This is a genomic window from Bosea sp. Tri-49 (assembly GCF_003952665.1).
Lineage (GTDB): Bacteria > Pseudomonadota > Alphaproteobacteria > Rhizobiales > Beijerinckiaceae > Allobosea.
In genome coordinates, this window is the sequence record NZ_CP017946.1 from 3,279,083 (window position 1) to 3,305,090 (window position 26,008).

Genomic DNA, 26,008 nt, shown 5'->3' on the forward strand with positions numbered 1-26,008 from the left:
ATGACGCCTCGACCGGCGCTTGTCGAGAGGCTAGCTCGTCTCTCCGCATTCGCCGAGCAGCCAGTCGCGAAAGGCGATCACCGCCGGCAGACTCGCCTTGGCTTCGGGGTAGACGAGGTAATAGCCCTCGGGACCGCGCACCGGCCGATCGACCGGAATGACCAGCGCGCCCGAGCGCAATTCCTCCTCGATCAAGAAGCGGGGCACGATCGCGACGCCGAGCCCCGCCACCGCCGCCTGCGCCACCATGGCGAACTGCTCGAAGCGCGGCCCCATCAACGCCCGCTCCGGCGGCAGGCCCTGCTGCTCCAGCCAATTGGCCCAGGCGCGCGGTCGGGTCGATTGTTGCAGCAAGGGCTGGCGGAGCAGATCGGCGGCCTCCCGGATGCCGACCCGCGTGACCAGCGCCGGCGCCGCGACCGGCACGACCTCCTCACCCATCAAACGATGCAGGCGGGCACCCGGCCAGACCGGATGGCCGAAATGGATGGCGGCGTCGGCCTCGTCATGGGCGAAGTCGAAGGGCACCAGCTTGGTCGAGAAATTGATGGTGACGCCGGGATGCGCCTCGGTGAAGCGTGGCAGACGCGGGATCAGCCAGCGCGTGCCGAAGGTCGGCAGGATGGCGAGGTGGAGGAGACCGGCGCCGCCGCGAAAGGCCATGGCCGAGAGCGTCGCTGCGGCGAGCCGCGAGAGCCCGTCGCGGACCTCGGCGGCATAGGCACCACCGGCCGGCGTCAGGCTGACGCGCTTCTTCACGCGCTCGAACAACTTGAGCCCGAGATTCTGCTCGAGCAGCGCGATCTGGCGGCTGACAGCGCCTTGCGTCAGGTTGAGTTCCTCGGCAGCGCGGGTGAAGCTGCCATGACGCGCCGCCGCCTCGAAGGCGGCGAGCGCCGAGAGCGAGGGCACCGAAAGCCGGCCGGGAACGATCTCCGAGTTCATGATCTCATCTCATCAAGTCGTGAGAACATATCGATTGCGGAGAGCGACCGGAAGAGGGCATTGTGCGGCCGAACTGGCAGGCTTCCGGCAAGCCGCTATCCCTGGATGGACCGGCATCCGGGTTCATTTGCGTTGCTGATGCTGCGCGATGTCCCGATGGCGGCAGGAGCATAGGCGAACGATGACGACCTCCCTTCCGAAAGATGCTCTTGCCCTGCTGAAGCGCCTCGGCGTGCAGGAGAGCGCCTATGCCGGCGCCGGCCTTTCCGCCCGCTCGCCGATCACCGGCGAGACGGTCGCGACGCTGCGCGAAACTTCGCCGGCGGAAGCCGAGGCCGCGATCGGCCGGGCCCAATCCGCCTTTCTCGCCTGGCGCAAGGTGCCGGCGCCGCGGCGCGGCGAGTTCGTCCGCCTGCTCGGCGAGGAACTGCGCACGCACAAGGCCGATCTTGGCCTGCTGGTGACGCTGGAAGCCGGCAAGGTCACCTCCGAGGGCCTCGGCGAGGTCCAGGAAATGATCGATATCTGCGACTTCGCCGTCGGCCTGTCGCGCCAGCTCTACGGCCTGACCATCGCGACCGAGCGGCCGAACCATCGCATGATGGAAACCTGGCACCCGCTCGGCGTCTGCGGCGTGATCTCGGCCTTCAACTTCCCGGTCGCGGTCTGGTCGTGGAATGCGGCGCTCGCCTTCGTCTGCGGCGACAGCGTCGTCTGGAAGCCGTCGGAGAAGACCCCGCTGACCGCGCTCGCCGTGCAGGCGATCACCCTGAAGGCGATGAAGCGCTTCGGCCCCGAGGCGCCGGTCGGCCTGTCGGAAATCCTGATCGGCGGCCGAGAGATCGGCGACATCCTGGTGCAGGACCATCGTGTCCCGATCGTCTCGGCGACAGGCTCGACCCGGATGGGCAAGGAAGTCGGCCAGAAGCTCGCCGCCCGCTTCGCCCGCGCCATCCTCGAGCTCGGCGGCAACAACGCCGCGATCGTCGCGCCCTCCGCCGATCTCGATCTCGCGCTGCGCGGCATCGCCTTTGCGGCAATGGGCACCGCCGGCCAGCGCTGCACCACGCTGCGCCGCCTGATCGTGCATGAGAGCGTCTACGACCAGCTCGTGCCGAAGCTCGCCAAGGTCTACGGCTCGGTGAAGATCGGCGATCCCCGTGAGGCCGGCGTGCTGGTCGGCCCGCTGGTCGACGAGGCCGCGTATCAGGGCATGCAGAAGGCGCTGTCCGAGGCCAAGGCCGAGGGCGGCAAGGTCCATGGCGGCGAAAAGGTCGATGTCGGCGCGGGCGGCTTCTATGTCCGGCCGGCCCTGGTCGAGATGCCCAGGCAATGTGGCCCGGTCGAGCGCGAGACCTTCGCGCCGATCCTCTATGTGATGAAGTACAAGTCGGTCGAGGAAGCGATCTCGCTGCAGAACGCTGTCGGCGCCGGCCTGTCCTCCTCGATCTTCACCCTCAACATGCGCGAGGCCGAGCTGTTCGTCTCCGATGAGGGCTCGGATTGCGGCATCGCCAACGTCAATATCGGCCCCTCCGGCGCCGAGATCGGCGGCGCCTTCGGTGGCGAGAAGGAGACCGGCGGCGGCCGCGAGGCCGGCTCGGACGCCTGGAAGGCCTATATGCGCCGCGCCACCAATACGCTGAACTACGGCACCACGCTGCCGCTGGCGCAGGGCGTCAGCTTCGACGTCGACGCCTGATCGAGATCAAGGGGAGAGCACCATGGCCGAAGCCGCGCGCAAGACCGCCCATAGCCACAAGCTGGCTGAGTTCAACTGGCAGGACCCCTTCCTGCTCGACGACCAGCTCAACGAGGACGAGCGGCTGATCCGCGACACCGCGCGCGACTATGCGCAGGAGAAGCTGCTGCCGCGCGTGGCTGACGCATATCTCGAGGAAAAGACCGAGCGCGGCATCTTCAACGAGATGGGCGAGCTCGGCCTGCTCGGCGTCACCGTTCCCGAAGAGTATGGCTGCGCCGGCGCCAACTACGTCTCCTATGGCCTCGTCGCCCGCGAGGTCGAGCGCATCGACTCCGGCTACCGCTCGATGATGTCGGTGCAGTCCTCGCTGGTGATGTACCCGATCTACGCCTATGGCGACGAGAACCAGCGCAAGAAGTACCTGCCCAAGCTCGCCTCGGGCGAATGGGTCGGCTGCTTTGGCCTGACCGAGCCGGACGCCGGCTCCGATCCCGGCGGCATGAAGACCCGGGCCGAGAAGGTCGCCGACGGCTACAAGCTCAGCGGCTCGAAGATGTGGATCTCGAACTCGCCGATCGCCGACGTCTTCGTCATCTGGGCGAAATCGGCCGCGCATGACAACCAGATCCGCGGCTTCATCCTCGAAAAGGGCATGAAGGGCCTGTCCGCCCCGAAGATCGGCGGCAAGCTCAGCTTGCGCGCCTCGATCACCGGCGAAGTCGTCATGGACGGCGTGATCGTGCCGGAAGAGAACCTGCTGCCGAACGTCTCGGGCCTCAAGGGCCCGTTCGGCTGCCTCAACCGCGCCCGCTACGGCATCTCTTGGGGCGCGATGGGCGCTGCCGAGGACTGCTTCCACCGCGCCCGCCAATACGGGCTCGACCGCAAGCAGTTCAACAAGCCACTGGCCCAGACGCAGCTCTTCCAGAAGAAGCTCGCCGACATGGTGACCGAGATCACGCTCGGCCTGCAGGGCTCGCTCCGCGTCGGCCGCCTGCTCGACGCTGGCCAGATGGCGCCGGAGATGATCTCGCTTGTGAAGCGCAACAATTGCGGCAAGGCGCTCGACATCGCCCGCCAGGCCCGCGACATGCACGGCGGCAACGGCATCTCGATCGAGTACCATGTCATGCGCCATGCGGCGAACCTCGAGACGGTCAACACCTATGAGGGCACGCACGACGTCCACGCGCTGATTTTGGGCCGGGCCGTCACCGGGCTGCAGGCGTTCTTCTGATCCTTCGAAAGGTGCAGCGGATCGGCCGATGAGAGGCGCCAAGCCCGGACACGTTTCGAGCTTGGCGGCTTACCTATTCATCGCCTTTGCCGCCTCGGCCACGGCAGCGGACGTACCCAATCGGAAAGGCGTTCCGTTCGTGATCGACCCGTTCGCGCCTTCAGCTGAACAGCCTCTACGGATTACGCGGCCGAGCCGGGCGGATTGGTTCTATACCGGGACTTTCTGGAGCGGTTTCGGGCCTGTTACACATCACGGCCTTGCGACGATCAAGGATGTCGAACAGTTCGATGGCTCCGAGCCCCGCCCTATTCCCAAATTTCCACCACTGAGCCTGACGATCCCATGACCCCTCCTCTCGCCGGCCTGCGCGTCCTCGAACTGGCGCGCATCCTTGCAGGCCCGTGGATCGGGCAGCTCCTCGCCGATCTCGGTGCCGATGTCGTCAAGGTCGAGGCGCCGGAGGGCGACGACACCCGCAAATGGGGACCTCCCTTCGTCGAGGGCGCGGGCGAGGAGCCTCTCTCGGCCGCCTATTTTCACTCGGCCAATCGCGGCAAGCGCTCGATCACGGCCGATTTCCGCACGGTGGAAGGCCAGGCGCTGGTGCACCGTCTCGCCGCGCATGCCGACGTCGTGATCGAGAACTTCAAGGTCGGCGGCCTCGTCAAATACGGGCTCGACGCGGCCTCGATGCGCAAGGCCTATCCGCGCCTGATCTACTGCTCGGTCACCGGCTTCGGCCAGGATGGGCCCTATGCGCCGCGCGCCGGCTACGACTTCCTGGTCCAGGGCATGGGCGGACCGATGTCGGTCACCGGCGAGCCTGGTGGTGCGCCGATGAAGGCGGGCTATGCCGTCGCTGACATCTATACCGGCCTCTATGCCACCACCGGTATCCTCGCGGCACTGCGCCGGCGCGATGCGACCGGCGAAGGCGCTGTCCTCGACATGGCGCTGCTCGATGCGCAGGTTGCCGTGCTCGGCAACCAGGCGATGAACTATCTCACCTCCGGCAAGGCGCCTTCGCGTTTGGGCAATGCCCATCCCAACATCGTGCCCTATGACGTCTTCCCAGTGGCGGACGGGCACATCATCATCGCCACCGGCAATGACGGGCAGTGGCGCAAGCTCTGCGAAGCCGTCGGTGATACCGGCTTTGCCAGCGAATCCGACTACATCGACAACCGCTCGCGCGTCGCCAACCGCGTTGCCCTGACGGCGCGCCTCAACGCGCTGACCGGCCGCTTTGCCAAGCTCGACCTGCTGGCGAAGCTGGAGGCGGTCGGCGTGCCGGCCGGCCCGATCAACACGATCGAGGAGGTCTTCGCCGACCCGCAGGTCAAGGCCCGCGGCGTACGCGTCGACCTCGAGAATCCGGCGGCAAAGGCCGGCTCGACCCCGACCGTCGCCTCGCCGATCGTGCTCGACGGCGTCAGGCAGGTCGCGAGCCGGCCGAGCCCACGCCTCGGCGAGCATGCCGACGAGATCCTGAACGACCCGGCCTGGGGAGGGCCATACAATGGCTGAGCGCACTGGCGGGCAGATCCTCGTCGACCAACTCCTGATCCACGGCGCGACCGACGCCTTCTGCGTGCCGGGCGAGAGCTATCTCGCCGTGCTCGACGCGCTGCACGACGCCGATATGAAGGTCACTATCTGCCGGGCCGAGGGCGGCGCGGCGATGATGGCCGAAGCCGCCGGCAAGCTCACCGGCAAGCCCGGCATCTGCTTCGTGACGCGCGGCCCCGGAGCAACCAATGCCTCGCCCGGCATCCATATCGCCGACCAGGACTCGACCCCGATGATCCTGTTCGTCGGCCAGATCGAGCGCGGCATGCGCGAGCGCGAGGCCTTCCAGGAACTCGACTACCGCGCCGTGTTCGGCACGATGACCAAATGGGCGACCGAGATCGACGATGCCGCGCGCATTCCCGAGATCATCAGCCGCGCCTTCCATGTCGCGACCGCCGGCCGGCCCGGCCCGGTGGTGATCGCGCTGCCCGAGGACGTGCTGACCGATCTCGCGGACGTGCCGGACGCAGCGCCCTACCAGGTCACCGAGACGCATCCCTCGCTGCTGCAGACCATCGACCTGCAGAAGCGGCTCTGGGCGGCGAAGGCACCGATCGCCATTCTCGGCGGCTCGCGCTGGGACCCGCAGGCGATCGCGCGCTTCCAGCGCTTCGCCGAACGCTTCGACCTGCCGGTCGCGGTCTCGTTCCGCCGGCAGATGGTCTTCCCGGCCGATCATCCGAATTTCGCCGGCGATCTCGGCATTGGCCCCAATCCGAAGCTGCTGAAGCGCATCCAGGACAGCGACCTCGTTCTCCTGGTCGGCGGGCGCCTTTCGGAGATGCCGAGCCAGTCTTACACGCTGTTCGGCATCCCCAATCCGGGCCGGCCGCTGGTGCATGTCCATCCCGATCCGGAAGAGCTCGGCCGCGTCTACCGGCCGGAGCTGGCGATCAACGCCTCGCCGACCGCCTTCTGCGCCGCGCTCGAGACGGTGCATCCGCCGCAGGTGATCCCTTGGGCCGGCGCAGCGGCCGAGGCTCACGAATCCTATCTCGGCTGGAGTGAGCAGCCGGCGCCAGTGCCGGGCAAGTTCCACCCCGGCGAGATGGTGACCTGGCTACGCCGCAACATCCCGGCCGACGCGATCATCTGCAACGGCGCCGGCAATTATGCGACCTGGGTGCACCGCTTCCACCGCTTCACCAAATTCGCGACACAGCTCGCGCCGACCTGCGGCTCGATGGGCTATGGCGTGCCGGCGGCGATCGGCGCCAAGCGTCTCTTTCCGGACAGAACGGTGATCGCCTTTGCCGGCGATGGCTGCTTCCTGATGAACGGCCAGGATTTCGCGACGGCGGTGCAGTACGAGCTGCCGGTGATCGTCGTCGTCGTCGACAACGGCATGTACGGCACCATCCGCATGCACCAGGAGAAGCACTATCCCGGCCGCGTCTCGGCGACGACGCTGAAGAACCCCGACTTCGCCGCCTATGCCAAGGCTTTCGGCGGCCATGGCGAGCGGGTCGAGACCACCGAGGAGTTCGCGCCGGCCTTCGAGCGGGCGCTGAGCAGCGGCAAGCCGGCGATCATCCATTGCCTGCTCGATCCCGAGGCGATCACGCCGGCCAAGTCGCTCTCGACCATCCGCGCCGAGGCGCTGGAGGCTCAGGGCAAGGGCTGATCGCGGCCGAACCAGATCCGACGCATCAGCCCGTCCTTCAGCACGAACTGATGGAGGAGGGCGGCGCCGGCATGGATCGCTGCGAGCGTGGCCAGCGTGGCGAAGAGCGCCTCGTGCAGGCGTAGCATCGCCGCGTAGATCGCTTTGTCCGGACCGATCGGATGCGGCACGGCGATCCAGCCATAGAACAGCGTCGGGATCTGGATCGGCGCAGCCGAGACCATCAGCAGGCCGGTCAGCGGCAGCGCAAGCAGGCAAAGATAGAGCCCGGCCCGAACGCTTGCCGCGGCGTGCGCTTGCCAAGCCGGCATGGCGAGCGACTGCGGCTCCGGCAAGGCCAGCCGCAACAGGAGGCGTAGGAAGACGAGCGCAGCGACAGTGAGCCCGATCGATTTGTGCCATTGGTAGAGCGTGAAGCGGCTGATCAGATCGCGCGTCTCGTCGCGCATCACTTGCGCAAGCCCGAACTGCACAAGAACCAGCGCCAGCGTCAGCCAGTGCAGGGTGATGATCAGGGGATGCCAACGTCTCGGGCGCATCGCAAATCCGAGCCCTCGCCTGTTATGACATCAGCTGTTCAGCGCAGGACCTCGCCGCGGATCGCCAGGTCGACCTGATCGTCCACGACATTGACGTCTCGCCCGATGTCGAAGGCGTTGCGGGAGAAAGCCGTGGTGGCGCGGAAGGGCAGCCGCTCGCCGGGCCGGATCGCCGCCGGGTCGCGCTCCGCGATCGCGCTGACACTCACCAGCTGCGTGATGGTGCGGATCGTCAACCGGCCACGGATCACGAGGCTGCGCCCATCGACCCGGTTGATCTGCTCGGAGACGAAGGTCGCCGTCGGATAGCGACCGACATCGAGCATGTTCTCGCCCTTGATGAAGCCATCGACCAGCGGCGTGCCGGTGCGGAGCGAGGCGGTCTCGATCGTCATCCTGATGCGACTGCGCTCGGGACGATCGAAGTCGAGGGAAACGGCTCCGTCGACATGGTCGAAGATGCCCGAGGCCGTCGGCACGCCGAAGCGCTTGGCGACGAAGGAGACTTCGCTGGCGCCCTGCCGAAGCGAGCCCGACGATTGTGCGGAAGCCGCTATCGCAAGAGCGGTGGACAGGAACAGCGCAAGGAGAGAGCGGATCGCCATGACAGCCGGCCCGGCCTGCTTGGACGATGAAGTCGCATGTTTAGGCCCGTGACGTGCCCCTCACCAGAGCACGCGCGCAATCGTGTTCGCACCGACCGCAGCAACCCGAACGCGGCCCGGCGCAATGATGATGCAACGAACCGATCGAACTTTCCCGCCCGTTCCTCGTTTGTGAGGAACCGGCGCCCGATCTGGTCGATTGCGGCGCTGACACGAACAAGCGTGGCGGGACCGACTAAAGGCAGAACCAGGAGGTTCGACTATGACGAGACGGATGATCCTGGCGATCGGCGTGGCCGGAGGCATCAGCCTCGCCACGGCGCCGCAGGCGCAAGCTGCGGGCTTCCTCGACGATCTCACCCGAGCGATCTTTGGCAACCCGACGCCACCGGCCATGATCGGCATTCCGGGCGCACCGGCGATCAAGCCGAAGCCCAGCAAACCGCGGCAGGCCAGCACGAAGCCGGCAGAGCCCGCGGCCAAGCTCGACCCCGCCAGCGATGCCTATTGGTATCTGCGCGACCCGACCTTGCGGAAGGGCGACATTATCGTCACCCGTAGTGGTATCGTGGTCTTCGACGGGCAGAAATCTTCGGAGCATGCGAGCAGCGCGTTCACCGCCCTCGAAGACACCAAGCGGCTACCAAAGGCCCAGCAGCAGACGCTCGAAGCCGCCGCCGCGCGCGGGCGGGCCTATTTCACGCCCGTCACTACTGCTCCCGTCGTGCCCGCTGTGCTTGCAACGAAGGCGGATAGCAACACAACCGCGCAGGCTCAGTAAGTCGCGCGGCCGCCCGAGAGATCGAAGACCGCGCCGGTCGAGAAGCTGCATTTCTCGCTGGCGAGCCAGGCGACCAATTCGGCCAGTTCTTCGACTGTTCCGAGGCGCTTCAACGGGCTCTTGCCGATCATGGTTGAGACCGTCTCGGCGCTCATCTGCTGCAGCAATTCGGTCTCGATCGCCGCCGGCGCCACGGCATTGACCAGCACGCCCGAGCCGGCGAGTTCCTTGCCATGGGTCTTGGTCAGGGCGATCACACCCGCCTTGGCGGCGCTGTAGGCCGAGAGCGTCGGCGTGCCCTCCTTGCCGGCGAGCGAGGCGATGTTGACGATGCGGCCATGGCCGCGCGGCACCATCGTAGCCGCCACCGCGCGCGAGCAGAGGAAGGTGCCGGTCAGGTTGACGGCCTGCACCTTCTGCCATTGCGCCAGCGGGGTCTCGGCGACCGTGGTCGAGGGGCCGGTCAGGCCGGCGTTGTTGACGAGCACCGCGACCGGCCCGTGCTCGCGCTCGGTTTGTTCGAGCGCGGCAGCGACTTGCGCCTCGTCCGTGACATCGCAGGCAACGAAGGCGTGCCCGCACTCACCTTCCCTGAGATCCCAGACGACAGGGACGAAGCCATCCTGCGCCAGTCGTTCGCAGACGGCGCGGCCAATGCCCTTGGCGCCGCCGGTGACGACGGCGGCCTTCACCGAGGTGGCCGGGCTCACGCCGCCTTGGCCTCGTCGAGCTTGGCGGCGACGAGCTTGCGCAGGCTGCGCAGGTCCTTGACGAAGCCGCGAATGCCCTCGGCGAGCTTCTCGGTCGCCATCGCGTCCTCATTCATGGCGAAGCGGAAGGCTTTCTCGTCGAGCGTGATCTTCTTTGCGCCCTCGGGCGACGCGACCTGCGGCGAGGAGGCCGGCGAGAGCCTGCGCGGCAAATCGCCGGTGGCCGCCGCCAGCTCGTCGAGCAGGCCGGGGCCGATCGTCAACCGGTCGCAGCCGGCCAGCGCCTCGATCTCGCCGGTGTTGCGGAAGGAGGCCCCCATGACCACGGTCTTGATCCCGAGCGCTTTGTAATAGGCGTAGATGCTCTTCACCGAGACGACGCCGGGATCGGTTTCGGCCGTATAGGGGCCGCCGCCGGCCTTGACGTGCCAATCGAGAATACGGCCAACGAAGGGCGAGATCAGGAAGGCTCCGGCATCCGCCGCCGCGATGGCCTGCGGCATGGCGAAGAGCAGGGTCAGGTTGCAGTCGATGCCTTCGCCCTGCAGCACGCGAGCTGCCTCTAGGCCCTCCCAGGTCGAGGCGACCTTGATCAGGATGCGCTCGCGCCCGACGCCGCGCTCCTTGTAGGCGGCGATGATGGCGCGGGCCTTATCGAGGGTCGCCTGCGTGTCGAAGGAGAGATCGGCATCGACCTCGGTCGAGACCCTTCCGGGCACGATCTTGGTCAGCTCGGTGCCGAAGGTGACGGCAAGCCGGTCGCAGACCGCCTCGACCGCACCCGCACCACCCTGGCGCTTGCCCCAGGCGATCGCCTCCTCGACGAGGGCGGCATAGGTGGGCGTCTCCACCGCCTTGAGCAGCAGCGTTGGGTTGGTGGTGCAGTCGACCGGCTTCAGCCGGCGCACGGCCTCGATGTCGCCGGTGTCGGCGACGACGGTGGTCATGGCGCGGAGCTGGTCGAGCTTGGAGGCGGTCATCACGTCATCCATAGGGTTGTTGCGGCGTCCACCGTCAATATGCGGCCTGCCGCCCGTCATTGCGAGCGAAAGCGAAGCAACCCGGCCCTGCATCAGCTCCGGCCGGGTCGCTTCGACGATGCTTTCGTCAGCTCTTCACCGCGCCCGCAGTCAGACCGGTGACCATGTTCTTGCGGAAGCCGTAATAGATCACCGCCGGCGGGATCGCGTAGATCAGGCCGGCCGTCATCAGGAGGTTCCAGGGCGCATCGTCAGCTGAAAGGAAGAGACCGAGGCCGACGGCGAGCGGCACGGCCCTTTCGCTGGAGAGCAGCAGGAAGGCGTAGAGATACTCGTTCCAGGCGAGGAGCAGCGCGTAGATGCCGATCACCACCATGGAAGGCTTCATCAGCGGCAGGTAGACCAGCCGGAAGAGCTGCAGCGAGTTGGCGCCGTCCATGATCGCGGCTTCGTCGAGCTCCTTGGGCAGCTTGTCGGAGGCCTGCTTCAGCACCCAGATCGCATAGGGCGAGGCGAGCGCGACCATGGCGAGGATCAGCGCGACGCGGGTGTTGAGCAGCCCGAAGGTGCCCATCGCCTTGTACATGGGAATGGCGAGGAAGGCGGCCGGGATCAGATAGGTCGCCAGCGCGAAATTCATGATCGAGCGGCCGCCCGGCGCCTTCAGCCGCGAGATGGCGAAGGCGGCGCAGGTCGCGATGAACAAGGTGAGCAGCCCGGTCGCAATTGCGATCAGGAAGCTGTTGAACAGCTGCAGCCAGAAGTTCGTCAGATAATAATGCTGCTGGTTGAAGACGATCTGGAAGTTCTGCAGCGTCGGCTTCTCCGGCCAGAGTTTGCCGGCGAGCATCGATTCCTGCGTCGAAATCGACAGCACGAAGAGGTGGTAGATCGGCAGCAGCGTCCAGATCAGGACCGGGATCGCGATCAGGATCAGCTTACCCTCGTCGAGAACCTTTTTCATCATTCGGCTCCCTTCGAGAGACGCTTCACCATGAACCAGACCATGGGAAGGATCAGCGGCATCGCGCAGATGATCGAGGCGATGCCGAGGTCGAGATTGTTGTTGCGCATATAGCGGATGCCGAGTGTCGCCAGCACGTGGTTGAGGTCGCCCGGGCCACCGCCGGTGAGCAGGTAGACGCTGTTGAAGTCACCCAGCGTCCAGATCATCGAAAGCAGCGTCGAGGTGACATAGAGCGTCGCCAGCGAGGGCCAGGTGATGAAGCGGAACTGCTGCCATTTGTTGGCGCCGTCGACGCTGGCGGCCTCGTAGAGGTCCTGCGCTATGGCGAGCCGGCCGGTGACGAGGATCAGCGTCCAGAACGGCAGCGATTTCCAGATATGGACGAGGATCGAAGAGGCGAAAGCGAGCGTCGGATCGGTCAGCCAGCCCGGCCCCTCGACGATGCCGAACCAGTGGAAGAGCTGCTGGTTGATCATGCCGTTCTCGGGGTTGAGCATGACCCGGAAGGACAGGATGGTCGGGATCGACGGCACCGCCCAAGGCAGGATGAACAGCACCAGCATGAAGCGCACCCAGGCGCGCTGCTGGACGAAGAAACCCGAGAGGAACAGCGCCATCAGGAACTTCAGGTTCACCGCGATGAACAGGAAGACGACGGTGTTGACCAGCGTGCGGACGAAGATCGGATCGGCGAAGAGCGCCTTGTAGGACTGCCAGTTGAGGCCGAGCCAGAGGCCGTAGGCGACGGGGTAGACCACCATCACAGCGAAGACGAGGAGGTAGGGGGCGAGCATGAGCACGCCCCAGAACACGCGGTCGCGCGCCTGTCCGGAGGTTGCATCGCTCGAAGCAATTGCTGGGGGAGCCATCGCTGCCGTGGTCATTTGTTGTTCTCCCTCGATACGCGCCCGTCGCAGAAGACGGGTCGGCATCCCGCGGCGAGTTCGCGCCGCGGGATGCCGTGTTTGTCGGCTTGCCTTATGCCGGTGTCAGCCGGCGATCTGCTTGATGCGGGCGATCATCTCGTCGACAGCCTGCTCCGGCGTAACCTTGTCGACCAGCACGCGATTGACCGCCTTGGCCCAGACGTTCTCAGCGTTCACCGTGGTGAACTTGTAGTTATAGACGAACTGGAACGGCGTGGTGCCATCCGTGTACTGCTTGTAGACGATCTTGCGGTGCGGATCCGCGCCCGTCCAGAACTCGGCCTTGGCGGCCTCGACCGTGGTCGGGAACCAGCGGCCGACGGAGCCCTCGACGAAGGGACGCAGGTTCTCGTCCTTCATCATGAAGGCCATGAACTCCTTGCCGCGCTTCTTGTTCTTGCCGTCCGCGAAGACGACGGCGGTCTTGACCGCGGCGAGGTTGGTCATCGGCGAGCCGTCCGGCTTGTTCGGGAACTCGGCCGTGCGGATGTTGTCGTAGTAGTTTTTCTTGGCCTGGTCGCGCTGCTCCTGCGTCAGAGCCTGGTTGTTCATGTCGTCGAGGTGCTTGGCCGCGATGGAGATCGTGGCGTTGTGGGTCAGCACCGTCGTGCGGTTATGGAAGGCGACGTTGTTGTCAGGATCGAGCCAGTTCACCGAGGACGGCGGAGTGCAGCCGCGCTGGGAGATGTTGGAATAGTCCTTCACCGCCTTGACCATCGCCGCCTTGTTGGCCGGCTGGTCGAGCACGATCTTGCCGTCCTCGTCGACGACCTTGGCGTTGTGGGCGTTGGCGAAGGTCAGGAAGGAGTAGAAGGTGTCCGAGGCGGCGACGCCCATCGGATGGCCGACGGCATAGATGCGCTTGCCCTTGGCGCGCAGCGCGCCCTGGACCTTGTCGCACCAGAAGTCCCAGTAGCCGTCCCAGCCCTTCGGGATGTCGCTTTCCTTGAAGCCGGCCTCTTCCAGCATGTCCTTCCAGTAGGTGATGTGCATCATCTGCTGCTGGACCGGGAAGGCGTAATAGGCCTTCTTCTTGGTCTTGTCGTTCATCAGAAGAGTGGTCGCCAGCGCCTGCGGCTGGATCTGCGCCTTGATCGGCTCCAGTACGTCGCTGACGTCCTCGAGCTTGCCCTCGAAGGCCCACTGACCGGTGGTGCGGAAGTCATAGGTGGTGCAGAAGCCGACATCCGGCGGCGTGCCCGCCTGGACGGCGCCGACCGACTTGGTGACGCAGTCCTCGGTCGCGTAGAGGGAGAGATCGACCTTGACGCCGGTCGCCTTCTGGAATTTGTCGACGACGGCAAGCAGCGCATCGTCCTCGCCCTTGTAGAAGCCCTTGGTGAACCAAACCGTCACCGTCTCCTGGGCAAGCGCCGCTCCGGACCAGCCGGCGGCGATGGCTGCCAAGGCTGCGCCGGCAGCCAGAGAGCGCACGAATTTCATGGTATCCTCCCATTTAAAACGTTTAGATTGAGCTTTTTTATACATCTCCTCATAAACACTAGTCGAAGAGCCCTGCAAGAAACAAGCGGCTGGATTGCGCGATTTTCATGCGAAGCTCGACAGAAGGCTTCCTCATCCTCCCCCGCCAGAGCCTTGCGAATCGGCTTTGACGGCGCAGCCCGGTCGCGTCAAAGAGGACGGTGTCACGGATGTGTCATCGATACGGCTTACCCCCCGCCGCACGATCCATATCCAGACCTTCGCGCGGCCTCATCGGCATCGCGGCAAATTGACCGGAGTTTCCCATGCGCGCCCTCGCAGCCACCGCCGTCCTCGCGCTCGGCCTGGCCCTGCCGGCGATCGACACCGCCGGCGCGGTCGAAGGCAAGCTCGTGCTCTACACCAGCCAGCCCAACACCGACGCCCAGCAGACGATCGACGCCTTCAAGGCGAAGTATCCCAAGGTCGAGGTCAGCTTCGTCCGCGACGGCACGCCGCGCGTGATGGCCAAGCTGCGGGCGGAGATCGAGGCCGGCGCGCCGCAAGCCGACGTTCTGCTGATCGCCGACGCCGTGACCGTGGAAGGCCTCAAGAAGGAAGACCGCCTGCTCGCCCATGACAAGGCCGATGTATCGGCCTTCCCGGCCGGCGTGCACGACCCGGCGAAGATGTGGTTCGCGACCAAGCTGATCACCACCGGCATCGTCTACAACACCAAGGCGACGCTGAAGCCGGAGAGCTGGCTCGATCTCGCCAAGCCCGAGGTCAAGAACCAGCTCGCCATGCCGAGCCCGCTGAACTCCGGCGCTGCGATGATCCACACAATCACGCTGACCGGCAATCTGCCGGGCGGCTGGAGCTTCTACGAGGATCTGAAGAAGAACGGCACGCTCGCTGCCGGCGCCAATGGCGACATCCTGCGCCAGGTCGCCACCGGCGAGAAGCTCTACGGCATGATCGTCGACTTCATGCCGATCCGCGAGAAGGCCAAGGGCGCGCCGGTCGAGTTCGTCTTCCCGAAGGAAGGCGTCTCGGCGGTGAGCGAGCCCGTCGCCATCCTGAAGAGCAGCAAGAATCCGGAGGCAGCCAAGGCCCTGGTCGACTTCCTGATCTCGAAGGAAGGCCAGGAACTCGCGCTGAAGCAGGGCTATGTTTCGGCCCATCCCGACGTTGCCCTGCCGGCCGGCTATCCGGCGCGCGGCGCGATCAAGCTGATGCCGTTCGACGCCGCCAAGGCGCTGGCCGACGAGCCGGCCGCCCGCAAGCGCTTCAGCGCCATCTTCGAAGGCTGATCGAAGCAAACCGGTTCCGGCATCGACGCGATGACGCTCGCAGCCCCCGCGGAATTTCGGCAGACCGGCATCCGCCCGGCGCTGCTGAAGCTCGCCTTGCCGTCGGGCCTTGGTCTGCCGGCGCTGGTGCTGCTCTGCGCGGCGCTGTTCGGCGCCCTGCCCTTCCTGCGGCTGCTCGCGGCCGCCTTCGCGCCTGGCTGGCAGTTCGCCCCAGAGGGCGCGCTGGCGGAGATCAGCAGCCGCGCCGCAGTCAACGCGACCCTGCACACCTTTGAGACGGCCGGGCTCTCGGCGCTCGGCGCGCTCGTGATCGGCGGGGCTGCGGCGATCCTGCTCGCCGTTACCGATGTCCGCGGCAAACGGCCCCTCGCCTTCGCGCTGGTCTTCTCGATGATGATCGCGCCGCAGGTGGCAGCGCTCGCCTTCCTCAGCCTGTTCGCACCGAATTCTTTCCTGCTCGGCCTTCTCGGGCTTTCGCCAGCGCCCGGCACGCCCAACCCGCTGCTCGGGCGCGGCGGCATCATCCTGGTGATGGCACTGCATCATGCTCCGCTGGTGGCGATCACGCTCTGGACCGGCCTGCGCAGCGTGCCGCATGCGCTGGTCGAGGCGGCGCAGATGGAAGGCGCGGCACCTGCGACCATCGTCGGCCGCATCCTGCTGCCAGTGCTGCGGCCGCAGATCATTGCCGCGGCGCTGCTCGCCTTCGTCGCCGGCATCGGCAATTTCGGCATACCGGCGCTGCTCGGCCTGCCGGTGAACTATCTCACCCTGCCGACGCTGATCTATCGCCGGCTGTCGAGCTTCGGCCCGGCGGGCCTGCCCGACGCTGCCGCGCTCTCGCTGCTGGTCGCGCTCGTCGCCGGCCTCGGCATCACCGCCGGCCTGCTCGCGACGCGGCGTGCCGGCGGCAAGGTCGAGATCGAGCGGCCGCTGCAGCCGTTCTGGCATCTCGGCGGCGCCCGCCCTGTCGTCGCCGCCGGGCTCTGGCTCCTGATCGCGCTCAAGCTCGGTCTGCCGCTGCTAGCACTAATCGGCGAGGCGCTGACGCCCGCGCTCGGCGTCGCGCTCACCTGGCAGAATCTGACCTTCGACAAGTTCGCCGAGGTCTTGCTGCGGCAGGACGTGACGGTGCGTGCCTTCCGCAACTCCCTCCTCTTCGCCGGCTCGGCCGCGATCATCCTGGCGCTGCTGTCGATCGCCTTCGCCTATGGGCTGGAGCGGCGGATGGGCAAGCTCCGGCGCGTGGTCGAGGTGGTGATCGAGCTGCCCTATGCCCTGCCTGGCGTCGTCCTCGCGATCGCCTGCATCCTGATGTTCCTGAAGCCATTGCCACTCATCGGGGTCAGCATCTACGCAACGCCATTCATCATCCTGTTCGCCTATATCGCCCGCTTCCTGCCATTGGCCTTGAAGGCGCCGGTAGCGGCGATGGCGCAGATCGAGGCGCATCACGAGGAAGCCGCCAAGCTCGACGGCGTCACGCTCTGGCAGATGCTGCGCTTCATCGTCGCGCCGATCCTGGCGCCGGCAGCTGCCGTCAGCGGGCTGATGGTCTTCCTCGTCGCCTTCAACGAACTCACGGTCTCGGCCCTGCTCTGGTCCTCGGGCACCGAGACGCTTGGCGTCGTGCTGTTCAGCCTGAAGGAAGCCGGCCTCGCCGGCGAGGCAGCGGCGGTGGCGATCAGCGCCTGCGTGGTGATCCTCGCCGTCATGCTCGGGCTCGACGCACTCGGCCGCAAGCTGCCGGCTAACATCCTGCCCTGGCGGATCTGAGCGGCCCCCCTCCCGCCGTGCCAATAAGCCCTCCTTATCGGCCGTGGACGGCAGGGGCTTAGTTAAACCCAAATTAACGTTGCGGCAGGATGGTCTGCCGCATGGAGTTCGCCTTTCCATCGCGAAGCAGAGCTCGAAACCTGCCGCATACCCTGCCGGCACCGACCAGGGACTCGTGAGCTCAATGGCCTATCGCGCCACCGGACGCCGTCAGAGCGAACCCATCGCCGAAGAGCTCAAGGTCCTTCTCGTCGAGGATTCGCGGACCTATGCGCTGGCGCTGTCGCGCCGCCTCGAGGCCGAGCTTCAGCTGCCCATCGTCGTCTGCCAGTCGCTCAACGAGCTGCACGAGGTCGTCACCGAAGACCGCGCGGCCTTCACTCTGGCCGTGGTCGATCTCAATCTGCCCGACGCCCCACGCGGAGAGGCGATCGACTTCACCGTCCAGCGCCGCATCCCGACGATCGTCCACACTGCCAGCTTCGACCTCGAGACGCGCAACCGGATCATGGAGCGCGACGTCATCGACTATGTCCCGAAGGACAGCGCTTTCACACTCGAGACCGTGGTCGCGACTGCCAGGCGCGCGCTCAGCAACCGGCAGACCCGCATTCTCGTCGTCGACGACACCGCAGCGACCCGCAAGTTGCTCACCCATATGCTGAAGGTGCAGCAGTACCAGGTGATCGAGGCGGAGTCCGGGGATGAGGCGCTGGCGCTGATCCAGGACAATCCCGACATCCGGCTGGTCGTGAGCGACTACTACATGCCGGAGATGGACGGCTACGAACTGACGCGCCGCATCCGCCGCCAGTTCGCCTCGGACCGGCTGCGGCTAATCGGCGTCTCGTCCTCCAGCGACCGCATGGTGTCCGTTGGTTTCCTCAAGGCGGGCGCCAATGACTTCATCTCGATGCCCTTCATTCCCGAAGAGCTGCAATGCCGGATTGCGAGCAATGTCGAGACGCTGGAGCAGATCGAACAGCTGCATAACCTCGCCTCGCGCGATGCCCTGACCGGCCTGTTCAATCGCCGTTATTTCTTCGAGAGTGCCGAGAAGCTGATTGCCGAAGCGCGCGCGAAAAATCTGCCAAGCGCCATCGCCATCCTCGATATCGACGACTTCAAGCATCTGAACGACAGCCACGGCCATGATTTCGGCGATCAGGCGCTGGCCAAGGTGGCGCGCTACCTCGCCCAATCGGTCGAGGGCGCCGGCCATCTGCTCGCCCGGATCGGCGGCGAGGAGTTCGCCATCCTATTCCCGGGCCTGAACACCAAGGCGGCGCTGCGTCTCAGCGATCACATCCGCCTCGACCTCTCGCACGAGACATTGCTGGTCGACGATCAGCAGATCACGCTGACGGTCTCGATCGGCGTCGCCGAGATCAGTGGGCAGGGTAGCCTGGACCAATACCTCATCGCGGCCGACCGCGCGCTCTATGCGGCCAAGCACGAGGGGCGCAACTGCGTCCGCGTCGCGGCCTAAGCGCGGAGCTTCAACCGGCGGCAGCCAGGCGCGGACCTCCTGCAGCCGCCAACTCACCCATCAGCAGCGCGCGATTGGCCTTCGACTCGCGCACGATGAAATCGACGACCGCCCGGACCCGGGCGACGTCCTTGAGATCGGCGTGGACGAGCAGCCAGAAGGAGCGCGTGATCGAGACGCTATCCGGCAGAACGGGGACGAGCCGGGGCTCGTCGACCGCCATGAAGTGATGGATCACGCCGATGCCGGCGCCGGCGGCCACGGCATTCATCTGCGCCAGCACGCTGGAGCTCTGGATCTGCGCGCGCAGACCCTTGGCGACCTCGTCGAGATAGTCGAGCTCGGGCGTGAAGATCAGGTCGTCGATATAGCCGACGATGCGGTGGCTGAAGAGATCTTCCGCCGCCGCGACCTTCGGCATCGCATCGAGGTAATCCTGCGAGGCGTAGAGGCCGAGGCGGTAATCGCAGAGCTTGCGGGCGACAACCTTGCCCTCTTTGGGCGGAGCGAGCGTGATCGCGACATCCGCCTCGCGCTTCGACAGCGAGAGCAGGCGCGGCATGGCGATGAGCTGGAGCTCGAGCCCCGGATAAGCCTTGCCGAGGCCGGCGAAGCGCGGCGCCAGGAAGGTCGAGCCAAAACCATCGGGCGCGCCGATCCGGACCGTGCCGGAGAGCGCCATGTCGGCGCCGCCGATCTCGCTCTGGATCGCCAGTGCCTCGGTTTCCATGCTCTCGGCCTTGGCCAACAGCTGCTCGCCATGGCCGGTCAGCGCGTAACCTTGCGGGCGCCGCTCGAACAGCTTGGCCTTGAGCGATTCCTCCAGCGAGGTGATGCGGCGCGAGACGGTGGCATGGTCGGCGCCAAGCCGGCGCGCCGCCGCAGTGAGCCGGCCGGAGCGGGCGACGGCGAGAAAGAAACGCAGGTCGTCCCAGTCGAACCGTTCCATGGCGCTCCTCCCGTATCTGTGTTTTTGCACGACTTTGGCCGATATCTGCCTATAGCCGTGCGCAAACGATAATGATAGGGGTAGCTCCAATCAGCGTCACACGACTTTAGGGGAGGATGCCATGCGTCAGATCGGTCACTTCATCGGCGGCAAGCACGTCGCAGGCACCTCGGGCCGCACGGCCGATGTCTACCAGCCGATGGACGGCTCGGTGATCGGCAAGGTCGCGCTCGCCTCGCAGCAGGAACTGCGCGCCGCGGTCGAGAACGCGCTCGAAGCCCAGCCGAAATGGGCGGCGGTCAATCCGCAGCGCCGCGCCCGCGTGCTGATGAAGTTCCTCGACCTGATCGCGCAGAACAATGACGAGCTCGCCGAGCTGCTCGCCCGCGAGCACGGCAAGACCATTCCCGACGCCAAGGGCGACATCCAGCGCGGCGTCGAGGTCGTCGAATTCTCGCTCGGTGTGCCCAACCTGATGAAGGGCGAGTTCACCGACGGCGCCGGCCCTGGCATCGACATCTATTCGCTGCGCCAGCCGCTCGGCGTCGTCGCTGGCATCACCCCGTTCAACTTCCCCGCGATGATCCCGCTCTGGAAGCTCGGCCCCGCCATCGCCTGCGGCAACGCCTTCATCCTGAAGCCGTCCGAGCGCGATCCCGGCGTGCCGATGCGCCTCGCCGAGCTCTTCATCGAAGCGGGCGGCCCTCCCGGCATCCTCAACGTCGTCAACGGCGACAAGGAGGCGGTCGACGCCATCCTCGACGACCATGACATCAAGGCGGTCGGCTTCGTCGGCTCGACCCCGATCGCCGAGTATATCTACGCCCGCGGCTGCGCCAATGGTAAGCGCGTGCAGTGCTTCGGCGGCGCCAAGAACCACATGATCATCATGCCCGACGCCGACATGGACCAGGCGGTCGACGCGCTGATCGGCGCCGGCTACGGCTCGGCCGGCGAGCGCTGCATGGCGATCTCGGTCGCGGTTCCGGTCGGCAAGGCCACCGCCGACGAGCTGGTCAAGCGGCTGATCCCCCGCGTCGAGAGCCTGAAGATCGGCCCCTCGACCGACACCGCCGCGGATTACGGTCCGGTCGTGACCAAGGCGGCGATGGAGAAGATCAAGTCCTATGTCGATATCGGCATTGGCGAAGGCGCCAAGCTCGTCGTCGACGGCCGCGACTTCAAGATGCAGGGCTACGAGAACGGCTTCTATGTCGGCGGCTGCCTGTTCGACAACGTCACCAAGGACATGCGCATCTACAAGGAGGAGATCTTCGGGCCCGTGCTCTCCGTGCTGCGGACCGAGAGCTATGACGAGGCGCTGAAGCTGACCAACGACCACGAATACGGTAATGGGACCGCGATCTACACCCGCGACGGCGATGCGGCGCGCGACTTCGCTTCGAAGGTCCAGGTCGGCATGGTCGGCATCAACGTGCCGATCCCGGTTCCGCTGGCCTACTACACCTTCGGCGGCTGGAAGCGCTCGGTCTTCGGCGATCTCAACCAGCACGGCCCGGACTCGATCCGGTTCTACACCAAGACCAAGACGGTCACGGCGCGCTGGCCCTCCGGCATCAAGGACGGCGCCAGCTTCGTCATCCCGACGATGGGTTGAGGCCGACGGCGAAGGAGATCAGGGCATGTTCTCCCTCACCGAAGACCAGATCGCCATCCGCGACATGGCCCAGGGTTTCGCAACCGAAACCCTGGCGCCCCATGCCGTGCGCTGGGACGAGGAAAAGCATTTCCCGGTCGAGGAAATGCGCCAGGCCGCCGCGCTCGGCATGGGCGGCATCTATATCCGCGACGATGTCGGCGGCTCCGGTCTGACGCGCCTCGACGCGGCAGTGATCTTCGAGGCGCTCTCGACCGCCTGCCCGACGGTCGCCGCCTATATCTCGATCCACAACATGTGCGCCTGGATGATCGACCGCTACGGCGCGGACGAGCAGCGACAGAAGTTTCTGCCGAAGCTCTGCAGCATGGAGCATCTCGCGAGCTATTGCCTGACCGAGCCGGGCGCCGGCTCCGACGCCGCCGCGCTGAAGACCAAGGCAGTGCTCGACGGCGATCATTACGTGCTCGACGGCCAGAAGCAGTTCATTTCGGGCGCCGGCGTCGCCGACGTCTACGTGGTGATGGTCCGCACCGGCGAGGCCGGCCCGTCGGGCATTTCGACCATCGTCGTCGAGAAGGGCACGCCCGGCCTCTCCTTCGGCGCCAACGAGAAGAAGATGGGCTGGAACGCCCAGCCGACGCGCGCCGTGATCTTCGAGAACTGCCGCGTGCCGGCCGCCAACCGAATCGGCCCGGAAGGTATCGGCTTCAAGATCGCCATGGCCGGGCTCGACGGCGGGCGACTCAATATCGGCGCCTGCTCGATCGGCGGGGCACAGGGCGCGCTCGACAAGGCGCTCGGCTATGCCCAGGAGCGCAAGGCCTTCGGCAATCGCATCGCCGATTTCCAGGCACTGCAGTTCAAGCTCGCCGACATGGCGACAGAGTTGGAAGCGGCGCGGACCTTCCTCTGGCGCGCGGCGGCGGCACTCGACGAGAAGACGCCGGATGCGACCAAGCTCTGCGCCATGGCCAAAAGGGTCGCGACCGACACCGGCTTCGAGGTCGCCAACCAGGCGCTGCAGATCCATGGCGGCTATGGCTATCTTGCCGACTACGGCATCGAGAAGATCGTCCGCGACCTCCGGGTCCACCAGATCCTCGAGGGGACCAACGAGGTGATGCGGATGATCGTGGCGCGCTCGCTGGTTGGTCGCGCCAAGGGGAATTGAAGACGCATCGTCATTCTCGGGCGAAGCGAAGCGCAGACCCGATAATCTCCTCAAAGAGATGCTCGGGTCAGGCCCGAGCATGACGCCAATGACAGCGGGAAGGACACGACCATGAGCACCATCGCCTTCATCGGGCTCGGCAATATGGGCGGGCCGATGGCCGGCAATCTGGTCAAGGCCGGGCACAAGGTCTCCGCCTTCGACCTGTCGCAGGCCTCGAAGGATGCAGCTGCGGCGCTCGGCGTCGGCATCTCCGGCTCGGCCAAGGAAGCCGTCGCCGAGGCCGAGATCGTCGTCACCATGCTGCCGGCGGGCAAGCATGTGCTGGGGGTCTGGGCCGACATCCTCCCTGCGGTGAAGCCGGGCACGCTGCTGATCGATTCCTCGACCATCGATGTCGAGAGCGCCCGCAAGGCGCATGCGCTTGCCGCCGAGCGCGGCTGCCTCTCGCTCGATGCGCCGGTCTCCGGCGGCGTCGGCGGCGCCCAGGGCGCGACCCTGACCTTTATGGTCGGCGGCAGCGCTGATGCTTTCAAGCGCGGCGAGCCGATCCTGTCGGGGATGGGCAAGAAGGTCGTGCATTGCGGCGACGCCGGCAACGGCCAGGCGGCCAAGATCTGCAACAACATGATCCTGGGCATCTCGATGATCGGCGTCTCGGAAGCCTTCGTGCTGGCCGAGAAGCTCGGCCTGTCGCATCAGGCGCTGTTCGACGTCGCCTCGACCTCCTCGGGCCAGTGCTGGTCGCTGACGACCTATTGCCCGGTGCCGGGGCCGGTGCCGACCTCGCCGGCCAACAACGACTACAAGCCCGGCTTTGCCTCGGCGCTGATGCTGAAGGATCTGAAGCTCGCCCAGGAAGCGGCACAGGCGGCCGGAGCCTCGACCCCGCTCGGCGCCGCGGCGGCGCAGGTCTACGGAATGCACAATGCCTGGGGCGAAGGCGGCACCGACTTCTCCGGCATCATCCACCTGCTGCGCGGGCGCGGAAACACCTGAGCGCCGGCGAACGTTCGCATACGTATAATTCTGCTTTCGACCCCGTTCCGATCGGGACGAAAGCGGAGTAGGACGGGAGGCATGAACGACGCCTCCCGCCGCAAAGAACGCTCAGCCCAGACCGGCTTCGCCACCAGCCCGCTCGACCGACGCGCCGATCTGCGCGACCGGGCGGACGAGGTCGCGGAATTGCGAGCTCGCAGCGACACACGCTTCACCATCGTCGCGGGCGAGACGCCGATCCTGCTGCGCAACGGCGCCGAGACCCAGACCGTCTGGTTCGACGAGAGCGGCGCCGATGGGCTCGGCCCGGCGCTGGACGAGGTCTTCCTCGGGCTCGATCCGGATGGAGCGCCACGCTTTGGCCGGCTGATCGACCGCGAGCTGCTGGAAGGGTTGCGCGAGCAGGCGGTGCTCGTCGTCACCGACCTACGCAGCGTCGCGCTGAAGCGGCTGGTGCCGAAGGAGGAGCTCGGCCCGCTCGGCGAGGCCAAGGCCCTGCTCGACTGGCATGCGCGCCATCGTTGCTGCGCCCAGTGCGGTGCACCGACGAAGCTCGGCTCGGCCGGCTGGAAGCGGCAATGCGAGGCCTGCGGCGCGCAGCATTTCCCGCGTACCGATCCGGTCGTGATCATGCTGGCGGTGCGGGGCGACAACTGCCTGCTGGCGCGCCAGTCGCGCTTTGCGCCCGGCATGTATTCCTGCATCGCCGGCTTCGTCGAGCCGGGCGAGACCTTCGAGGATGCGGTCCGCCGCGAGACCTGGGAGGAAGCAGGCCTGCGCACCGGTACCGTCCGCTACATCGCCTCGCAGCCCTGGCCCTTCCCGGGATCGCTGATGATCGGCTGCATCGCCGAAGCGCTGAACGACGACATCGTGCTCGACGGCACCGAGCTCGAAGCCGGCCGCTGGTTCAGCCGCGCAGAGGCACTGCAGATGCTGGAGGGCAAGCATCCCGACGAGCTGTTCTGCCCGCCGCATATGGCGATCGCCAACACGATCCTGAAAGCGTGGGCGGTGGATGGCGAAGAGCCCTGACGCACCCCGCGCTACCCGACGAACGAACAGCCTTTGCGGAGCCCTGGATGACGGACCCGGTCAACGCCTTCGTGCCCGGGCCGCGCGCCCATCTCGCCGGCCGGCAGGGCGGGCCGCTCTCCGGACTGACTTTTGCGGTTAAGGACCTGTTCGATGTCGCCGGCCTGCCGACCGGCGGCGGCAATCACGACTGGGCCAAGGCAAACCCCACCCCGACGCGCCATGCCTGGGCGGTGCAGACCCTGCTGGATGCCGGAGCGAATTGCGTCGGCAAGACCATCACCGACGAGGTTTCGCTCGGCATTCTCGGCGAGAACGCCTTCGACGGCACGCCGATCAACAGCGCCGCGCCCGAGCGCGTGCCCGGCGGCTCCTCCTCCGGCTCGGCGGCTGCCGTCGCCGCCGGCCTCTGCGACATCGCGCTGGGCACCGATACGGGCGGCTCGATGCGCGTGCCAGCGAGCTTCTGCGGGCTCTACGGCATCCGGCCGACACACGGCCGGCTCGACCTGACCGGGCTGCTGCCGCAGGCGCCGAGCTCGGACACGGCGGGCTGGTTCGCGCGCGATGCCGGGATCTTCGCGAAGGTCGGCGCCGTGCTGCTCGGCGAGGCGCCCGGCCCGCTGCCGACCAAGCTGCTGATCGCGGTCGATGCCTTCGGCTTCGCCGACCCCGAGGTCGCAGATGCCTTGCAACCGATGGTCCGGAAGCTGGAGCGGATCGTCGGCCCGGCGCGCGAGGAGATCATGGCGCCACAGGGGCTTTCGGTCTGGGCACGCGCGCAACGCAGCCTGCAGCCGGTCGAGGCCTGGCAGACCTTCCGGCCCTGGATCGAGCAGCACAATCCGCGCATGGCCTTCAGCGTCGCCGCCGGGCTGATCGCCGGCTCGCAGGTTTCCGCGAGCGAGCGCAACTGGGCGGCGCTGATGCGCGAGGAGGCGCGGGCGCGGCTGCGTCACCTCTTGCCGGCGGGCACGATCCTCTGCCTGCCGACAACGCCCTTCCAGGCGCCGCTGCGCGGCCTGCCGACTCCGGAGCTGCAGCCACTGCGCGATCGCATCACCTGTCTTTGTGCGCAGGGCGGCCTCACCGGCTCGCCCCAGCTCAACCTGCCCGGCGCCATGGTGAACGGCGCGCCGGTCGGTCTCTCGATCATCGGCGGGCGCGGCACCGACGCCAGCCTGATTGCCGTCGCCCAAGCCGTGGAGGCCCTCTCGTGACCGACCTGACCCCAAACCTGCCCGATGTCGTCGCCGAGATCAGCGCCCTGTTCGAGCGCTATGAGCAGGCGCTAATCGACAAGCAAGTCGACGTGCTCGACGCCTCCTTCTGGAACAGCCCCCACACCATCCGCTACGCGCTGGGCGAGAACGGCTATGGCTTCGACGAGATCCATGCCCACCGCGTCGCCCGGCCGCCGGGCCCGGGCATCAAGGAGAAGCGGATCCGCCTGGAAATCCTGACGCTCGGCCGCGACTTCGCCACCGTGAACCTCGAATTCAAGGTGCGCGGGCGCGAGATCATCGGCCGCCAGAGCCAGAGCTGGGTGCGCTTCCCCGATCTCGGCTGGAAGGTCGTCTCGGCTCATGTCTCGACGATGGAAGGGCCGCGTCCTTGGTGAGGGGGCGACCGCCCG

General features: G+C 66.6%; 24 protein-coding genes. 15 read left to right on the forward strand and 9 right to left on the reverse strand.

Going from position 1 to position 26,008, the window contains the following annotated elements:
* Nucleotides 1-30 precede the first annotated feature (30 nt).
* Nucleotides 31-945, reverse strand: a complete 915-nt coding sequence (locus tag BLM15_RS16000) for a LysR family transcriptional regulator (protein WP_126113685.1) — start codon at nucleotides 943-945, stop codon at nucleotides 31-33.
* A gap of 181 nt (nucleotides 946-1,126) precedes the next feature.
* On the opposite strand from BLM15_RS16000, the gene amaB reads away from it, so the two are divergent.
* Genes amaB through BLM15_RS16025 form a run of 5 tightly spaced genes read left to right on the forward strand, consistent with a single transcriptional unit; the run spans nucleotide 1,127 to nucleotide 7,086 of the window.
* The gene (gene amaB, locus BLM15_RS16005; protein WP_126113686.1) at nucleotides 1,127-2,647 is read left to right on the forward strand and encodes an L-piperidine-6-carboxylate dehydrogenase; all 1,521 of its coding nucleotides are present in this window, start codon (nucleotides 1,127-1,129) and stop codon (nucleotides 2,645-2,647) included.
* 22 nt (nucleotides 2,648-2,669) lie between these two features.
* Nucleotides 2,670-3,887 (forward strand): acyl-CoA dehydrogenase, encoded by a 1,218-nt coding sequence (locus BLM15_RS16010; protein WP_126113687.1) that lies wholly within the window; start codon nucleotides 2,670-2,672, stop codon nucleotides 3,885-3,887.
* A gap of 28 nt (nucleotides 3,888-3,915) precedes the next feature.
* On the forward strand, nucleotides 3,916-4,236 hold the full coding sequence (locus BLM15_RS16015) for a hypothetical protein (protein ID WP_126113688.1): 321 nt from the start codon (nucleotides 3,916-3,918) through the stop codon (nucleotides 4,234-4,236).
* A complete protein-coding gene (locus BLM15_RS16020; protein WP_126113689.1) occupies nucleotides 4,233-5,417 on the forward strand; it encodes a CaiB/BaiF CoA transferase family protein in 1,185 nt (394 codons plus the stop codon). Before BLM15_RS16015 ends, BLM15_RS16020 begins: the two co-directional genes overlap by 4 nt.
* Nucleotides 5,410-7,086 carry a thiamine pyrophosphate-binding protein gene (locus BLM15_RS16025; protein ID WP_126113690.1) on the forward strand — a complete coding sequence of 559 codons (1,677 nt, stop codon included), beginning with the start codon at nucleotides 5,410-5,412 and terminating at the stop codon, nucleotides 7,084-7,086. Before BLM15_RS16020 ends, BLM15_RS16025 begins: the two co-directional genes overlap by 8 nt.
* On the opposite strand, the gene BLM15_RS16030 is transcribed toward BLM15_RS16025, so the two are convergent.
* Entirely contained in the window at nucleotides 7,071-7,625 is a 555-nt protein-coding gene (locus BLM15_RS16030; protein ID WP_126113691.1) for a cytochrome b, read from the reverse strand. The two genes, BLM15_RS16025 and BLM15_RS16030, sit on opposite strands and share 16 nt — an antisense overlap.
* 38 nt (nucleotides 7,626-7,663) lie before the next feature.
* On the reverse strand, nucleotides 7,664-8,230 hold the full coding sequence (locus BLM15_RS16035) for a YceI family protein (protein WP_126113692.1): 567 nt from the start codon (nucleotides 8,228-8,230) through the stop codon (nucleotides 7,664-7,666).
* A 274-nt stretch (nucleotides 8,231-8,504) separates the two neighbouring features.
* Between BLM15_RS16035 and BLM15_RS16040 the strand changes: the two genes are divergently transcribed.
* Nucleotides 8,505-9,011, forward strand: a complete 507-nt coding sequence (locus BLM15_RS16040) for a hypothetical protein (protein WP_126113693.1) — start codon at nucleotides 8,505-8,507, stop codon at nucleotides 9,009-9,011.
* Here the strand turns inward: BLM15_RS16040 and BLM15_RS16045 are convergent.
* The 5 genes from BLM15_RS16045 to BLM15_RS16065 all read right to left on the reverse strand — a co-directional run bounded on the left by BLM15_RS16045 (nucleotide 9,005) and on the right by BLM15_RS16065 (nucleotide 14,028).
* Nucleotides 9,005-9,721 carry an SDR family NAD(P)-dependent oxidoreductase gene (locus BLM15_RS16045; RefSeq protein WP_126113694.1) on the reverse strand — a complete coding sequence of 239 codons (717 nt, stop codon included), beginning with the start codon at nucleotides 9,719-9,721 and terminating at the stop codon, nucleotides 9,005-9,007. The two genes, BLM15_RS16040 and BLM15_RS16045, sit on opposite strands and share 7 nt — an antisense overlap.
* On the reverse strand, nucleotides 9,718-10,701 hold the full coding sequence (tal, locus tag BLM15_RS16050) for a transaldolase (protein ID WP_126113695.1): 984 nt from the start codon (nucleotides 10,699-10,701) through the stop codon (nucleotides 9,718-9,720). Before tal ends, BLM15_RS16045 begins: the two co-directional genes overlap by 4 nt.
* A 127-nt stretch (nucleotides 10,702-10,828) precedes the next feature.
* Nucleotides 10,829-11,665 (reverse strand): carbohydrate ABC transporter permease, encoded by an 837-nt coding sequence (locus BLM15_RS16055; RefSeq protein ID WP_236846324.1) that lies wholly within the window; start codon nucleotides 11,663-11,665, stop codon nucleotides 10,829-10,831.
* Complete coding sequence (locus BLM15_RS16060) at nucleotides 11,665-12,552, reverse strand: carbohydrate ABC transporter permease (protein WP_126113697.1); 888 nt, start codon at nucleotides 12,550-12,552, stop codon at nucleotides 11,665-11,667. The genes BLM15_RS16055 and BLM15_RS16060 overlap by 1 nt, the downstream gene beginning before the upstream one ends.
* Before the next feature lie 105 nt (nucleotides 12,553-12,657).
* A complete protein-coding gene (locus BLM15_RS16065) occupies nucleotides 12,658-14,028 on the reverse strand; it encodes an ABC transporter substrate-binding protein (protein WP_442859461.1) in 1,371 nt (456 codons plus the stop codon).
* A 314-nt stretch (nucleotides 14,029-14,342) separates the two neighbouring features.
* Between BLM15_RS16065 and BLM15_RS16070 the strand changes: the two genes are divergently transcribed.
* The 3 genes from BLM15_RS16070 (at nucleotide 14,343) to BLM15_RS16080 (ending at nucleotide 18,594) form a co-directional block, all read left to right on the forward strand.
* Nucleotides 14,343-15,329, forward strand: a complete 987-nt coding sequence (locus BLM15_RS16070) for an ABC transporter substrate-binding protein (RefSeq protein ID WP_126113699.1) — start codon at nucleotides 14,343-14,345, stop codon at nucleotides 15,327-15,329.
* 30 nt (nucleotides 15,330-15,359) lie between these two features.
* Nucleotides 15,360-17,105 (forward strand): ABC transporter permease, encoded by a 1,746-nt coding sequence (locus BLM15_RS16075; RefSeq protein ID WP_126113700.1) that lies wholly within the window; start codon nucleotides 15,360-15,362, stop codon nucleotides 17,103-17,105.
* Nucleotides 17,106-17,289: 184 nt separating this feature from the next.
* Nucleotides 17,290-18,594 (forward strand): diguanylate cyclase, encoded by a 1,305-nt coding sequence (locus tag BLM15_RS16080; protein WP_126113701.1) that lies wholly within the window; start codon nucleotides 17,290-17,292, stop codon nucleotides 18,592-18,594.
* Between the two features lie 10 nt (nucleotides 18,595-18,604).
* On the opposite strand, the gene BLM15_RS16085 is transcribed toward BLM15_RS16080, so the two are convergent.
* On the reverse strand, nucleotides 18,605-19,543 hold the full coding sequence (locus BLM15_RS16085; RefSeq protein ID WP_126113702.1) for a LysR family transcriptional regulator: 939 nt from the start codon (nucleotides 19,541-19,543) through the stop codon (nucleotides 18,605-18,607).
* Between the two features lie 121 nt (nucleotides 19,544-19,664).
* Between BLM15_RS16085 and BLM15_RS16090 the strand changes: the two genes are divergently transcribed.
* The 6 genes from BLM15_RS16090 to hpxZ all read left to right on the forward strand — a co-directional run bounded on the left by BLM15_RS16090 (nucleotide 19,665) and on the right by hpxZ (nucleotide 25,993).
* Complete coding sequence (locus tag BLM15_RS16090; protein ID WP_126113703.1) at nucleotides 19,665-21,161, forward strand: CoA-acylating methylmalonate-semialdehyde dehydrogenase; 1,497 nt, start codon at nucleotides 19,665-19,667, stop codon at nucleotides 21,159-21,161.
* A gap of 25 nt (nucleotides 21,162-21,186) precedes the next feature.
* Nucleotides 21,187-22,335 carry an isobutyryl-CoA dehydrogenase gene (locus tag BLM15_RS16095; RefSeq protein WP_126113704.1) on the forward strand — a complete coding sequence of 383 codons (1,149 nt, stop codon included), beginning with the start codon at nucleotides 21,187-21,189 and terminating at the stop codon, nucleotides 22,333-22,335.
* 111 nt (nucleotides 22,336-22,446) lie between these two features.
* Nucleotides 22,447-23,334, forward strand: a complete 888-nt coding sequence (gene mmsB, locus BLM15_RS16100) for a 3-hydroxyisobutyrate dehydrogenase (protein WP_126113705.1) — start codon at nucleotides 22,447-22,449, stop codon at nucleotides 23,332-23,334.
* Nucleotides 23,335-23,415: 81 nt separating this feature from the next.
* The gene (gene nudC / locus BLM15_RS16105) at nucleotides 23,416-24,372 is read left to right on the forward strand and encodes an NAD(+) diphosphatase (RefSeq protein ID WP_126113706.1); all 957 of its coding nucleotides are present in this window, start codon (nucleotides 23,416-23,418) and stop codon (nucleotides 24,370-24,372) included.
* A 47-nt stretch (nucleotides 24,373-24,419) separates the two neighbouring features.
* A complete protein-coding gene (locus BLM15_RS16110; protein ID WP_126113707.1) occupies nucleotides 24,420-25,592 on the forward strand; it encodes an amidase in 1,173 nt (390 codons plus the stop codon).
* Entirely contained in the window at nucleotides 25,589-25,993 is a 405-nt protein-coding gene (gene hpxZ / locus BLM15_RS16115; protein WP_236846325.1) for an oxalurate catabolism protein HpxZ, read from the forward strand. The genes BLM15_RS16110 and hpxZ overlap by 4 nt, the downstream gene beginning before the upstream one ends.
* Nucleotides 25,994-26,008 lie beyond the last annotated feature (15 nt).